Genomic DNA, 13,522 nt, shown 5'->3' with positions numbered 1-13,522 from the left:
GCAGCACACAGAGCGCTCGCACGATCATCACGCAGAGCGACGGCTTCGGCGGATGGTGTCACCGCCGCGGCGGCCTGAAGTGATCGACCCGGCCGCCGGGGAACCCCTTTCCCGGTCCGGCGCTCGTACCCGAGCGGGCCGGGCCGGAAACCCCGAACCGGTCCCACACGGCAGCGAACCGGGCGGAGGTAGGGTCGAGGGTGTCCAACAGCCGCTGGAGCGGACCCGGCTGGCCCTCGGGGTGCCGGAGCCGCCCGGCGAACCGACGGCAGGAGAGATGACCGTGCAGCAGGAGGCCCCGGGCGGCGAGGCGCTGGAGGTCTGGATCGACCAGGACCTGTGTACCGGCGACGGGATCTGCGCCCAGTACGCCCCGGAGGTGTTCGAGCTGGACATCGACGGGCTGGCCTATGTGAAGGGCGCGGACGACGAGCTGCTCCAGGCCCCCGGGGCGACGACGCCGGTGCCGCTGCCGCTGCTGACCGACGTGGTGGACTCGGCGAAGGAGTGTCCCGGCGAGTGCATCCACGTACGCCGGGTTTCGGACAAGGTCGAGGTGTACGGCCCCGACGCCGAGTGAGCCCGGTTCAGACGCTCCGGGTCCCGGCCGGGGTGGAGCGGAGGAAGGCGCTGCCGTTCCACCGCCACGAGGCCGGCGTCTTCACGTCCGGGCAGCAACTGGGCACGGAGTCCGAGGAGTAGCCGAGGAGCGTGGCGGAGACCGCACGCGCGCGGAGCGCGAAGTCGGTGACCGTGAGCCGTTCCTTCGGTTCGACGAGGGTGGCGACCACGCGGGGCTTGCCGCCGTCCGCGGAGCGGGTGAGGACGTAGACCCCGTCGGGCGGGGTGCCCATGGGGGCGTCGCAGTGCACCACCGCGACGGTCTCCGGTCTGCCGTCGCCGTCCAGGTCTCCGGTGGCCTTCTTGACGACCACCGCCTTCACGGGGCCGCAGTCCAGCGGGAACCGCACTCCGGCCGTGTCCGGCGGCGCGACGGCCGCGGCGGCGGACCTGCCCTTGGCGGCGGGGGCGGACTGGGCGGCCGTGGCCGATCCGGGCTGGACGAGGGAGGAGAGGGCCACGACACCCGCGACGGCCGTGGCGGTGGCGACCCAGTGGATGGGCCGGGTCTGGGTGTGCGCGAGGTCCGGAACGGCGGATTGCTGCACGAGGAGCGTCTCCTGTGAGGGCTGTGCCGGTGGGATGGGCTGCATGGTGCCACACGTCACAGTGCGCGGGAACGGCGGGGTCCGGGATCGCCCGCCGGATCCTGCGCGGGCCGCACGCGCGCGTGGGCGGCGTCGCTGCTGGGGCCGGGTCAACGAAAGGGCGCCGTGGCCGAGTTCCCGGATGCGGTCGGGAACTCGGGCACGGCACCCTCGCGTTGTACCGGTGTGCGCCCGGTCAGCGGCCGGCGCCGCCGTCGGCGTTCGGTCCGGCGTAGTCCTCGCCGTAGGCGCCCTTGGCGGGGCGGCGGCGGCGCATGGGCGGCTCGACGCCGTCCGCGAGGCGGCGGGCGGTCAGCAGGAAGCCGGTGTGGCCGATCATCCGGTGGTCCGGGCGGACGGCCAGGCCCTCGATGTGCCAGTTGCGGATCATGGTCTCCCAGGCGGTCGGCTCGTTGAAGCAGCCGATCTCCCGGATGGACTCCACGGTCCGGGCGAGCTGGGTGGTGGTGGCCACGTAGCAGCACAGGATGCCGCCCGGGACGAGCGCCTTGGAGACGGCCTCCAGGCACTCCCAGGGGGCGAGCATGTCGAGGATGACGCGGTCGACGTCGGTGTCGGACAGGTTGTCCTGGAGGTCGCCGACGGTGAGCTGCCAGGCGGGGTGCGGGCCGCCGAAGTAGCGCTCCACGTTCTGCCGGGCGATGTCGGCGAAGTCCTCGCGGCGCTCGTAGGAGTGCAGCATGCCCTGGTCGCCGATGGCCCGCAGCAGGAAGCTGCTGAGCGAGCCGGAGCCGACGCCGGCCTCCACGACGCGGGCGCCGGGGAAGATGTCGGCGAAGGCGAGGATCTGCCCCGCGTCCTTCGGGTAGACGACGGCTGCCCCGCGGGGCATGGACAGGACGTAGTCGGGGAGCAGGGGGCGCAGCGCGAGGTAGGCGACGTTGCCGGTGGTCCGGACAACGCTGCCCTCGGGAGCGCCGATCAGTTCGTCGTGCGGGAAGGAGCCCTTGTGGGTGTGGAAGTTCTTCCCGGCTTCGAGCGTGAACGTGTAGTGGCGACCCTTGGGGTCGGTCAGCTGTACCTGGTCCCCGACCTTGAAGGGCCCGCGCCTGCGGGCGGCACCGGTCGGTTCGGACATGTGACCAGCCTACCGGTTCCCTGCCGGGGGCTTGACCGGCGGAGGGGGTGGGGGGCGAGCGTGCGTACGGCGGGTGCGGGCCGGGTGCGGCCGGGCGCGCGGTTCCGCGCGGCCCTCGCGGGGCGCCCCGGCTCGGGGCGGTGTCAGGCCGGCCTTGCCATCGCCCTGACGAAGGCTCGCTCCACGTCGGCGGCCGACAGCACGCCGTAGATCTCGCCGGTCTCCTCGACCACCAGGTACTCGGTGGCCGGGGTGGCGCGCAGCACGTCCAGCAGTTCTTCGCCGGCCAGCTCGGCGGAGACCCGCATGCCGTCGGTCAGCTCCTGGGCGAGGCCGCTGACGGCGACCCAGGGGCGGCGGTGCTCGGGTACGCCGACGATGGCGGCCTCGCGGACCAGCGAGAGCGGGGTGCCGTCGGCGTCGACCACGACCAGGGCGCGGGCCCCGGCGGCGTTGGCGCGGCGCAGCGCCTCGGAGAGCGGGGTGTCGTTCTCCACCGGCACGGCCCGCCGGGTGAGGGTGCGGGCGCGCAGCTCGGGGAGGTGTTCGCGCAGCCGGGCCATGCGCAGGCTGTTGCCGGCACCGGTCCAGATGATCGCGGCGAGGATGGCGGCGAGCAGGGCGTCGGTGACGGTGTCCATGCCGCCCATGTCCTCGCCGCTGCCGCCGAGGGCGCCGGACTGGTTGAGCAGGGGCAGGCCGATCAGTACGGAGACGGCGAGGGCGCGGCCGACCCAGGCGGCGGCGACCGTGCCCGTCATCGGCTTGCCGCTGAACTTCCAGACGACGGCGCGGAGCATGCGGCCGCCGTCGAGGGGGAGGCCGGGCAGGAGGTTGAAGATCGCAACGATGAGGTTGGAGACCATCAGCCCGGCCAGCAGGACGCCGGGCACGGTGCCGGGCTCCACCGGCTTCATGGCGAGGTAGAACAAGCCGGCCAGGACGAGGGAGAGCAGCGGGCCGACGAAGGCCAGCACGAACTCCCGGCCCGGGGTCTCGGCCTCCTTCTCGATCTCCGAGACGCCGCCGAAGAACTGGAGCTGGATGCGGCGGACCGGGAGCTTGAAGCGGATCGCGGCGATCGTGTGGGCCAGCTCGTGGACCAGGACGGAGGCGTAGAAGGCGACCGCGAAGAAGAGGGAGACCAGGTAGCGGGCGGCGCCCAGCTCGGGCAGCACGCGGTCGAGCTGTCCGCCGAAGACCCAGGTGATCAGCGCGGCGACGAGGAACCAGCTCGGCGCGACGTAGACGGGGACGCCGAAGGGGCGGCCCATGAGGATGCCGCCACCGGGTTCCTTGGGCCGCGGCTCGGGCGGCTCGCCCTTGGCGATGCCGGAGTGGGCGAGGGAACGGTGCTCGGGGGCGGCGGCGTGGCGCGTGGGGGTGGGGTGGTCAGGCGCGCGGTGGTCCGGGGTCCGGTGGTGCGGCTCGGTCGGGGCGGGGGCACCGGGCGCGCTCTCCGCGTCGGGCGTGGGAGCCGCGGCCGTGCCGATGGTGCTGCCGCTCGTACGGTCGTCCGTACTGTTCGGCTCATCCGTACTGTTCGGCTCATCCGTGCCGTCCCTGCCGGGACTGCCCTCGGTGCCGTTCCCGGCCCGGTCGGCGGGGCGTGGGGGTCCGGGCTCCGGGCCCGGGGGGTCGGTGGGTCCGGTCGCCGGGGCCGTAGGGTCAGCGGAGTGCTCGGCCGGCTCGTCGTTGCCGGACCGCGGCTGCCCGCTCCCGCCGCTCGCGTCCACGGTGTCCCCTCGTTCGAAGCGTCCTTCCGCACCTGCCGGACGGAAGGGTCTCCTGTCGATGGTATGCGGCCCTGGTGGCACGTTTCGCCCCGGCACCCCCTGTGTTCGCCCCCAGGACGTGCGGTGGACGCGCGGTGGACGCGGGCGGCGGCTGGGTCACTGTCAGTGGTGGGCCGTAAGGTCTGTGGACATGGACAGCAGCATCGACGAGGCGGCGGCCCAGCCGGGCGGCGCCGTGCGGACGCCCCCGGCCACCCCACCCCGGACGCCGGACCCCGCGATGCCCGCGGCCACGGAACCGGCCGGGGAAGCGGCGCCGCAGACGGCCCCGGCCCCGGCCGCGGGCGGCACGGGCGAGGAGCGGAGCGCCGCCGCGCCGACCTCCTTGTCGCCCTCCCGGGCCAGTGACTTCATGCAGTGCCCGCTGCTGTACCGGTTCCGCGTGATCGACCGGCTGCCGGAGAAGCCGAGCGAGGCGGCGACGCGGGGCACGCTGGTGCACGCCGTGCTGGAGCGGCTGTTCGACGCGCCCGCCGGGGAGCGGACCGCGCCGCGCGCCAAGGCGCTGATTCCGGGGCAGTGGGACCGGCTGCGCGAGAGCCGCCCGGAGGTGACCGAGCTGTTCGCCGACGACCCCGAGGGGCAGCGGCTGGCCGGATGGCTCGCCGAGGCCGAGCGGCTCGTGGAGCGCTGGTTCACGCTGGAGGACCCGACGCGGCTGGAGCCGGCCGAGCGCGAGCTGTTCGTGGAGGCCGAGCTGGAGTCGGGTCTGCGGCTGCGCGGGATCATCGACCGGGTGGACGTGGCGCCGACCGGCGAGGTGCGGATCGTCGACTACAAGACGGGCAAGGCCCCCCGCCCCGAGTACGCCGAGGGCGCGCTGTTCCAGATGAAGTTCTACGCCCTGGTGGTGTGGCGGCTGAAGCGGGTCGTCCCGCGCCGGCTCCAGCTCGTCTACCTGGGCAGCGGGGACGTGCTGACGTACGACCCCGTCCTCGCCGACCTGGAGCGGGTGGAGCGCAAGCTGCACGCGCTGTGGGAGGCCATCAGACAGGCCACGGAGACCGGTAACTGGCGGCCCCGCCCCACCAAGCTGTGCGGCTGGTGCGACCACCAGGCGCACTGCCCGGAGTTCGGCGGCACTCCCCCGCCCTACCCGCTGCCGGTCACGGCGCCCGGCCCCGGGACCGTGTGAAGGGGGAGAACGCCGGCAGGGCAGAATGGGGCCGGACTAGCGAAGGAGTCTCACGTGGCCATCCGTGTCCTACTGGTCGACGACCAGCCCCTGCTGCGTACCGGTTTCCGGATGATCCTGGAGGCCGAGCAGGACATCGCGGTCGTCGGCGAGGCCGGTGACGGCCTGCAGGCCCTCGACCAGGTGCGCGCGTTGCAGCCCGATGTCGTGCTCATGGACATCCGGATGCCGCGGATGGACGGCGTGGAGGCCACTCGGCAGATCACCGGTCCCGGCCGGGACGGCCCGGCCAAGGTGCTGGTGCTGACCACGTTCGACCTGGACGAGTACGTGGTGGAGGCGCTGCGCGCCGGGGCCAGCGGCTTCCTGCTCAAGGACGCGCCCGCCAACGAGCTGGTGCAGGCGATCCGGGTGGTCGCGGCCGGCGAGGCGATGCTCGCGCCGAGCATCACCCGGCGGCTGCTCGACAAGTACGCCACGCATCTGCCCTCCGGTGAGGAGCCGGTGCCGGACACCCTGCACACGCTCACCGACCGCGAGGTGGAGGTCCTGAAGCTGGTGGCGCGCGGGCTGTCCAACGCCGAGATCGCGGCCGATCTGTTCGTCAGCGAGACGACGGTGAAGACGCATGTGGGCCATGTGCTGACCAAGCTGGGGCTCAGGGACCGGGTGCAGGCCGCGGTGTACGCGTACGAGAGCGGTCTGGTGCGCCCCGGCGCGCAGTAGGACGGGCAGCACGGTACGACGGCGAAGGCGCCCTCCCCCTGCTGGGGAAGGGCGCCTTCGCCGTACCGGGCGTCAGTGCTCACCTGGTTCCCGGAAGCCCTCTCACCGGGTTCCCGGAGACCGTCAGCCGCTCACACCGCGGCTGAGCTCCCACAGCTGGAGCGTCGAGGAGGAGGTCAGGGCGTAGGCCACGCCCGTGACGTCGTCCCGTGCGGCGACGTACTGCTTGCCCTGCCACAGCGGCAGGAGCGGGACGTCATCGGCGACCATGTCCTGGATCTGGTTCAGGCTCTTGGAGGCGCTGAGCCGGTCGGCCTCGCGGCGGGACTGCGGGATCAGCGTGTGCTGGATGGTGTTGTTGTTGTACGGCGAGCCGAGGGTGTTGTCCTTGTCCAGGAAGGGCGCGATGAAGCTGTCGGCGTCCGGGAAGTCCGGGAACCAGCCCATGCCGTAGACGTCGTACTGGCCCTTCTGCTCGGCGGGCCGGAAGGTCTTCCAGGGGTGGCCCTGGATCGAGGCGTCGAACAGGCCGCTGTCGTTGAGCTGCTTCTGCAGCACCTCGAACTCCTGCTTGGTGGCCGAACCGTAGTGGTCGGTGGTGTAGTGCAGGGTCAGCTTGACCGGGGTGGTGATGCCGGCCTTGGTGAGCAGCGACTTGGCCTTGTCGACGCTGGGGTTGCCGTACTTGTTGAAGAACGAGTTGGAGTGGCCGGTGACGGTGGCCGGGACGAGCGAGTACAGCGGCTCGGCCTGGGTGCCGTAGACCTTGGAGACCAGCTCGCCGCGGTTGATGAGCTGGGCCATGGCCTGGCGCACGGCCTTGGACTTGACGCTGGGGGCGTCGGTGTTGAAGGCCAGGTACCGGATCTCCAGGCCGGGCATGTCGACCAGGTCGACGTTCTCGTCGGCGCCGGAGTCCAGCTTCTGGATCTGCGCGGGCGACATGGTGCGGGTCATGACGTCGATGTCGCCCTTGTCGATCGCGGCGCCCATGGCGTCGGCGTCGGCGAAGGAGCGCAGCTGGACCTGGTCGTTGTTGACCGTCACGCTGCCCTTGTAGTTGGGGTTCTTGGTGAAGGTCGCGTCGACGATCGCGTTGTCCTTGACGTCGGCCTTGAAGGTGTACGGGCCGGAGCCGTCGATCTCGAAGCCGTCCCGCAGCTTGTCCTTCGCGTAGTCCTTCGGGTTGACGATGCCCGCGACCGGGGTGGACAGCTTGTACGGGAAGGTGGCGTCGGCCGTCTTGAGGTGGAAGATGACCTCGCGCTCGCCCTGCGTCTCGACGGTGTCGACGGTGTTCAGCAGGGCGGCCGGACCGCCGGGGACGTTGATGCGCAGCGCACGCTCGATGGAGTACTTGACGTCCTCGGCGGTCACCGGGTCACCGCTCGCGAACTTCAGGCCCTCCCGCAGCTTGCAGGCGTAGCGCTCGCTGCCGCTGTCGGTGAAGGAGCAGCTCTCGGCGGCGTCCGGCACGGGGTCGCCCTCGCCCTTGGGCTGGGCCATCAGGGTCTGCACGGACTGGCGCAGGATGTTCCAGGTGCCGACGTCGTAGGCGAAGGCCGGGTCGAGGGGCGCCGGAGCTTCCTTGGTGGCCGTGAACTGGTCCGTGGTACCGACGACGATGGCGTCACCGCTCTTGCTCCCGCTGTCGGTTCCGCCGCACGCGGCGAGAACCGGGGTGAGCAGGCCGGCCACCGCCGGCAGCACCAAAGTCTTGCGGTTCATGCGGGAGTTTCTCCAGAGCTGTTCGGGTCCGTGTATCCGGCATGCAGGGGTGACGCGGCGGATCACGGGGGTTCTCGGCGATGTTCTCGCGATGAGATTAGTCCGCGCCCGCAGCCGGGTTCACAGCCGCGTGAGTTGACCCCCCATCACGCAGTGGAACCGGCCGCGGACACACCGAAAACCCGACAGCGGCAGGATTAGTGCAGCTTCCCATCAATCGGGACACAAGGTCGCGCGGCAGCACCCCGGGCAGGGACGGTCAGCACACTTGGCCGACGCTGTCGAGCCCTGTCGACGTGAGGAACGTCACACATCCAACTGTGCGGCCAGTCAGCGGAATTCGGCCGCGCCGCTCCCGGCGAATTCCCTCGGGCGCACTTCCCCGGAAATGTGTCCGGCGCCGCCAATGACGTTAACACGCTGGGTGAACGGCTAGCGCATTTCCGTCATCAGACCCCGCAGAAATGCCAGGTCGACCTCTTCCAGAGACGAGACGACGGTGCGCCTCTCGGCCGGGCCGATGGGGGCCACGGAGGGGACGGCGACCACCCGGCAGCCCGCGGCCTCGGCGGCGGCGACGCCGGTGGCGGTGTCCTCGATCACGGCGCATCTGGCCGGATCCGCACCGAGTCCGGCGGCGGCGAGCAGGTACGGGTCCGGGAAGGGCTTGGTGCGGGAGACCTCGTCCCCGGCGATGGAGAGGGAGAAGTGGTGCGGCCCGAGCACGGACAGCACACGGTCGATGATGCGCCGGTGGGAGGCGGAGACCAGCGCCGTGGGGACGCCGTGCAGGTGCAGTTCGCCGAGCAGCCGGGAGGCGCCCGGCATCAGCGGCAGCGTGCGGCCGATCCGGTCCTCGAAGCCCTCGTTGAGCAGCACGCTGAGTTCCGCGAGGGTGATGTCGGCGCCGGTCGCCTCGATGAGGAAGCCGGCGCTGCGGGTCATGGGGCCGCCGACCACGACGTGCCGCCAGGACTCGTCCAGGGTGTGGCCGAGGGTGGCGAAGACCTCCACCTCGACGTCCCACCAGAAGCCCTCCGTGTCCACCAGGGTGCCGTCCATGTCGAGCAGTACCGCCTGAAGGGCGGAGCCTTCGGCTGTACGGGTTCCGAGCGCGGGGACCGTACTGGTCATCCGGGCGCACCTCCTTGAGGGACGACCAGGCCGGTTCCCGGGCGGGGAACCGGCCTGCAGTGGACCGACCAGTCTACGACGTGTCCGATCAGTCTGCTGGGTGGACACGCCTCACCGTGCGTTGAAGTACTTCGCCTCCGGGTGGTGGATCACGATCGCGTCCGTGGACTGCTCGGGGTGGAGCTGGAACTCCTCGGACAGGTGGACACCGATCCGCTCCGGCTTGAGCAGTTCCGCGATCTTGGCGCGGTCCTCCAGATCGGGACAGGCGCCGTAGCCGAGGGAGAAGCGGGCCCCCCGGTACTTCAGGTCGAACATGTCCTCGATGGCGGCCGGGTCCTCGCCGCCGAAGCCGAGTTCGGCGCGCACGCGGGCGTGCCAGTACTCGGCGAGGGCCTCGGCCAACTGGACCGACAGACCGTGCAGTTCGAGGTAGTCGCGGTAGGCGTTGGCCTCGAAGAGCTTCGCGGTCTCGGCGCCGATGCGCGAGCCGATGGTGACGACCTGGAGGCCGACGACGTCCGTCTCGCCCGACTCCTCCGGGCGGAAGAAGTCGGCCAGGCACAGGCGCCGGCCGCGGCGCTGGCGCGGGAAGGTGAAACGGGTGCGCTCGTTGCCCTGTTCGTCCAGGATGATCAGGTCGTCGTCCTTGGACACGCAGGGGAAGTAGCCGTGGACGACGGCCGCTTCCAGGAGGTTCTCGGTCTGGAGCCGGTCGAGCAGGCCGCGCAGCCGGGGCCGGCCCTCGGTCTCGACCAGTTCCTCGTACGTCGGGCCCTCGCCGGTGCGGGCCTGCTTCAGGCCCCACTGCCCCTTGAACAGCGCGCCCTCGTCCAGCCAGCTCGCGTACTCCTTGAGCTGGATGCCCTTGACGACCCGGGTGCCCCAGAACGGCGGCTCGGGGATCGGGTTGTCGGTGGCGACGTCGGAGCGGACGTGGCCCTCCTCCGGGCGCTCCTCGACCTCCACGGCGGCGGCCCGCACCCGGCGCTGCCTCAGCTCGGGCAGCTTCGCCCCGGGCACGCCCCGCTTGACGCCGATGAGGGCGTCCATCAGGCGCAGGCCCTCGAAGGCGTCGCGGGCGTAGCGGACCTCGCCCTCGTAGATCTCGTGCAGGTCCTGTTCGACATAGGCCCGGGTGAGGGCGGCGCCGCCGAGGATGACCGGGAAGCGGGCGGCGAGGCCGCGCTGGTTCAGCTCCTCCAGGTTCTCCTTCATGATCACCGTGGACTTCACCAGGAGCCCAGACATGCCGATGACGTCGGCCCGGTGTTCCTCGGCCGCCTCCAGGATCGCGGAGACCGGCTGCTTGATGCCCAGGTTGACGACGTTGTAGCCGTTGTTGGACAGGATGATGTCGACGAGGTTCTTGCCGATGTCGTGCACGTCGCCGCGCACGGTCGCGAGCACGATCGTGCCCTTGCCCTCGGCGTCCGACTTCTCCATGTGCGGTTCGAGGTAGGCGACGGCCGCCTTCATGACCTCGGCGGACTGGAGGACGAAGGGCAGCTGCATCTGGCCGGAGCCGAACAGCTCGCCGACGACCTTCATGCCGTCCAGCAGGGTCTCGTTGACGATGTCGAGCGCCGGGCGGTCCTGGAGCGCCTGGTCCAGGTCGGCTTCCAGGCCGTTGCGCTCGCCGTCGATGATGCGGCGCTTGAGCCGCTCCTCCAGGGGCAGCGCGGCCAGTTCCTCGGCCTTGCCGGCCTTCAGGGACTTCGCCGTGGCGCCCTCGAAGAGCTGCATGAGCTTCTGGAGGGGGTCGTAGCCCTCGGCGCGGCGGTCGTGGATCAGGTCGAGGGCGGTGGCGACCTCTTCCTCGCTGAACCGGGCGATCGGCAGGATCTTGGAGGCGTGCACGATCGCCGAGTCCAGGCCGGCCTTGACGCACTCGTCCAGGAAGACGGAGTTCAGCAGGATGCGGGCGGCCGGGTTGAGGCCGAAGGAGATGTTCGACAGGCCCAGGGTGGTCTGCACCGCCGGATGGCGCCGCTTCAGCTCGCGGATCGCCTCGATGGTGGCGATGCCGTCCTTGCGGGACTCCTCCTGACCGGTGCAGATGGTGAAGGTCAGGGTGTCGATGAGGATGTCCTCCTCACGGATGCCCCAGTTCCCGGTCAGGTCGGCGATCAGCCGTTCGGCGATCTCGACCTTCTTCTCCGGGGTGCGGGCCTGGCCCTCCTCGTCGATGGTGAGCGCGATGAGCGCGGCGCCGTGCTCCCGCGCCAGCCGCGTGACCTTGGCGAACCGGGAGTCGGGGCCGTCGCCGTCCTCGTAGTTCACCGAGTTGATCACCGCGCGGCCGCCCAGCTTCTCCAGGCCTGCCTTGATGACGTCGACCTCGGTGGAGTCCAGGACGATCGGCAGGGTGGAGGCGGTGGCGAAGCGGCCGGCCAGTTCCTCCATGTCGGCGACGCCGTCCCGGCCGACGTAGTCCACGCACAGGTCGAGCAGGTGGGCGCCCTCGCGGATCTGCTCCCGGGCCATCTCCACACAGTCGTCCCAGCGGCCCTCCAGCATGGCCTCGCGGAACTTCTTGGAGCCGTTGGCGTTGGTGCGCTCGCCGATGGCCAGGTAGGAGGTGTCCTGGCGGAACGGCACCGACTGGTAGAGGGAGGCGGCGCCCGGCTCGGGGCGCGGGGCGCGCTCGGGCGGGGTGAGATCCCGCACTCGCTCCACGACCTGGCGCAGGTGCTCGGGGGTGGTGCCGCAGCAGCCGCCGACGAGGGAGAGGCCGTAATCGCGTACGAAGTTCTCCTGGGCGTCCGCCAGGCCCTCGGCGTCGAGCGGGAAGTGGGCACCGTCCTTGGTGAGGATGGGCAGGCCCGCGTTCGGCATGCACAGCAGCGGGATGCGGGAGTGCCGGGTGAGGTAGCGCAGGTGCTCGCTCATCTCGGCCGGGCCGGTCGAGCAGTTCAGGCCGATCATGTCGATGCCGAGCGGCTCCAGCGCGGTGAGCGCGGCGCCGATCTCGGAGCCGAGCAGCATGGTGCCGGTGGTCTCGAAGGCCATCGAGCAGAGCAGCGGGACCTCGGTGCCGAGGCGCTCCATGGCGCGCCGGGCGCCCAGGACGGACGCCTTGGTCTGGAGCAGGTCCTGGGTGGTCTCGACGATCAGGGCGTCGGCGCCGCCGGTGAGCAGGCCCTCGGCGTTCGCCTGGAAGCCGTCCCGGATGGTGGTGAACCCGATGTGTCCGAGGGTGGGCAGCTTGGTGCCGGGGCCGATGGAGCCGAGGACCCAGCGGGGCCGGCCGTCGCGGGCGGAGAACTCGTCCGCGGTCTCCCGGGCGATGCGGGCGCCGGCCTCGGAGAGTTCGTGGACCCGGTCGGCGATGTCGTACTCCGCCATGGCCGCGTGGTTGGCCCCGAAGGTGTTGGTCTCGACGCAGTCGACGCCCACGGCGAAGTACGCCTCGTGGACGGAGCGGACGATGTCGGGGCGGGTGATGTTGAGGACCTCGTTGCAGCCTTCGAGGTTCTGGAAGTCCTCAAGGGTGGGCTCCTGGGCTTGGAGCATCGTGCCCATGGCTCCGTCGGCGACCACCACACGGGTGGCGAGTGCCTCACGGAGCGCGGACACACGGGTCCGGCTGTCGGCGGAAGGGGACGTTGGCGACGAGGCCATGTAAGGGCTCCCTGGGATGCGACGGCTGTCGGCTATGCGGCTGCCCGGACCGGCCGGACTGCCGCACGGCGCCAGAGTAACCGGAGTGGGCTTGGATGGGCAGCGGCGTCCACGAGACGGACGCGAACGGCCCGTGTGCCACGCACGGGTCCCGTGTGATGTAACAGGTGCCGTCCGACCATTAGCGGGAGGTCGGCATGGACCGGTAGTGTTCGACATTGCCGAACGGTGATTTCTCACCGCACCGCGGCAGTCGAAGGGGACGGAGGCAGGACGGCGATGGCACGGAACATCCAGTCGCTCGAACGGGCGGCGGCGATGCTGCGGCTGCTCGCGGGCGGCGAGCGGCGGCTCGGCCTGTCGGACATCGCCTCGTCACTGGGCCTCGCCAAGGGCACCGCCCACGGCATCCTGCGCACCCTCCAGCAGGAGGGGTTCGTGGAGCAGGACGACGCCTCCGGGCGCTACCAGCTCGGCGCGGAGCTGCTGCGCCTCGGCACGACCTATCTCGACGTGCACGAGCTGCGCGCGCGGGCGCTGGTGTGGACCGACGACCTGGCCAGGTCCAGCGGGGAGAGCGTGTACCTGGGCGTCCTGCACCAGCAGGGCGTCCTGATCGTGCACCACGTCTTCCGGCCCGACGACAGCCGGCAGGTGCTGGAGATCGGGGCCATGCAGCCGCTGCACTCCACGGCCCTGGGCAAGGTGCTGTCCGCCTACGACCCGGTCGCGCACAGCGAGGCGCTGGACACCGAGCGGAAGGCCTTCACGGACCGCACGGTGTGCGACCCCGGCGACTTCGAGCACCTCCTCGACCTCACGCGCGCGCGTGGGTACGCGGCCGACGTGGAGGAGACCTGGGAGGGCGTGGCGTCGATCGCCGCGCCCATCCACGACCGGCGCCGGATGCCGGTGGGCGCGGTCGGCATCACCGGCGCGGTGGAGCGGCTGTGCCGGGAGGGCGAGCTGCGCCCGGAGCTGATCGCCGCGGTGCGCGACTGCGCCCGCGCGGTCTCCCGTGATCTGGGCGCCGGGCGGTTCTGACCGAGGGCGCGGGCGGGGACGAACGGAA

The 13,522-nt window shown here is 71.4% G+C and carries 10 protein-coding genes; 4 read left to right on the top strand and 6 right to left on the bottom strand.

Annotation, left to right across the window (positions count from 1 at the left end):
• The first annotated feature begins 277 nt into the window (after nt 1-277).
• Nucleotides 278-580: a ferredoxin gene (locus AQJ11_RS37170; protein WP_041665048.1), complete on the top strand. Its 303-nt coding sequence runs from the start codon at nt 278-280 to the stop codon at nt 578-580.
• 7 nt (nt 581-587) lie between these two features.
• Here the strand turns inward: AQJ11_RS37170 and AQJ11_RS37165 are convergent, their stop codons facing one another.
• The 3 genes from AQJ11_RS37165 to AQJ11_RS37155 all read right to left on the bottom strand — a co-directional run bounded on the left by AQJ11_RS37165 (nt 588) and on the right by AQJ11_RS37155 (nt 4,043).
• The gene (locus tag AQJ11_RS37165; protein ID WP_014671695.1) at nt 588-1,169 is read right to left on the bottom strand and encodes a hypothetical protein; all 582 of its coding nucleotides are present in this window, start codon (nt 1,167-1,169) and stop codon (nt 588-590) included.
• A gap of 235 nt (nt 1,170-1,404) precedes the next feature.
• On the bottom strand, nt 1,405-2,307 hold the full coding sequence (locus AQJ11_RS37160) for a tRNA (adenine-N1)-methyltransferase (protein WP_014671696.1): 903 nt from the start codon (nt 2,305-2,307) through the stop codon (nt 1,405-1,407).
• A gap of 143 nt (nt 2,308-2,450) precedes the next feature.
• Nucleotides 2,451-4,043: a site-2 protease family protein gene (locus AQJ11_RS37155; protein WP_059266220.1), complete on the bottom strand. Its 1,593-nt coding sequence runs from the start codon at nt 4,041-4,043 to the stop codon at nt 2,451-2,453.
• A 190-nt stretch (nt 4,044-4,233) separates the two neighbouring features.
• On the opposite strand from AQJ11_RS37155, the gene AQJ11_RS37150 reads away from it, so the two are divergent.
• Together AQJ11_RS37150 and AQJ11_RS37145 are read left to right on the top strand one after the other, a co-directional pair.
• Complete coding sequence (locus tag AQJ11_RS37150; protein WP_079082575.1) at nt 4,234-5,238, top strand: RecB family exonuclease; 1,005 nt, start codon at nt 4,234-4,236, stop codon at nt 5,236-5,238.
• Nucleotides 5,239-5,292: 54 nt separating this feature from the next.
• Nucleotides 5,293-5,964: a response regulator gene (locus tag AQJ11_RS37145; protein WP_014671700.1), complete on the top strand. Its 672-nt coding sequence runs from the start codon at nt 5,293-5,295 to the stop codon at nt 5,962-5,964.
• A 123-nt stretch (nt 5,965-6,087) separates the two neighbouring features.
• Here AQJ11_RS37145 and AQJ11_RS37140 read toward each other — a convergent pair whose 3' ends face one another.
• The 3 genes from AQJ11_RS37140 to metH form a co-directional block, all read right to left on the bottom strand.
• Nucleotides 6,088-7,692 carry an ABC transporter substrate-binding protein gene (locus tag AQJ11_RS37140; protein WP_014671701.1) on the bottom strand — a complete coding sequence of 535 codons (1,605 nt, stop codon included), beginning with the start codon at nt 7,690-7,692 and terminating at the stop codon, nt 6,088-6,090.
• A gap of 432 nt (nt 7,693-8,124) precedes the next feature.
• Nucleotides 8,125-8,826, bottom strand: coding sequence for an HAD family hydrolase (locus tag AQJ11_RS37135; RefSeq protein ID WP_059266219.1), 702 nt, complete (start codon nt 8,824-8,826; stop codon nt 8,125-8,127).
• Between the two features lie 111 nt (nt 8,827-8,937).
• The gene (metH, locus tag AQJ11_RS37130; protein WP_059266218.1) at nt 8,938-12,450 is read right to left on the bottom strand and encodes a methionine synthase; all 3,513 of its coding nucleotides are present in this window, start codon (nt 12,448-12,450) and stop codon (nt 8,938-8,940) included.
• Between the two features lie 279 nt (nt 12,451-12,729).
• Here metH and AQJ11_RS37125 point away from each other — a divergent pair, with 279 nt between their 5' ends.
• The gene (locus tag AQJ11_RS37125; RefSeq protein WP_014671705.1) at nt 12,730-13,494 is read left to right on the top strand and encodes an IclR family transcriptional regulator; all 765 of its coding nucleotides are present in this window, start codon (nt 12,730-12,732) and stop codon (nt 13,492-13,494) included.
• The last annotated feature ends 28 nt before the right edge of the window (nt 13,495-13,522 follow it).

Source organism: Streptomyces corchorusii (assembly GCF_001514055.1).
Classification (GTDB): Bacteria; Actinomycetota; Actinomycetes; order Streptomycetales; family Streptomycetaceae; genus Streptomyces; species Streptomyces olivaceoviridis.
Note: the sequence above shows the minus strand (reverse complement) of the source record. Positions and strands in the feature narration are given on the sequence as shown.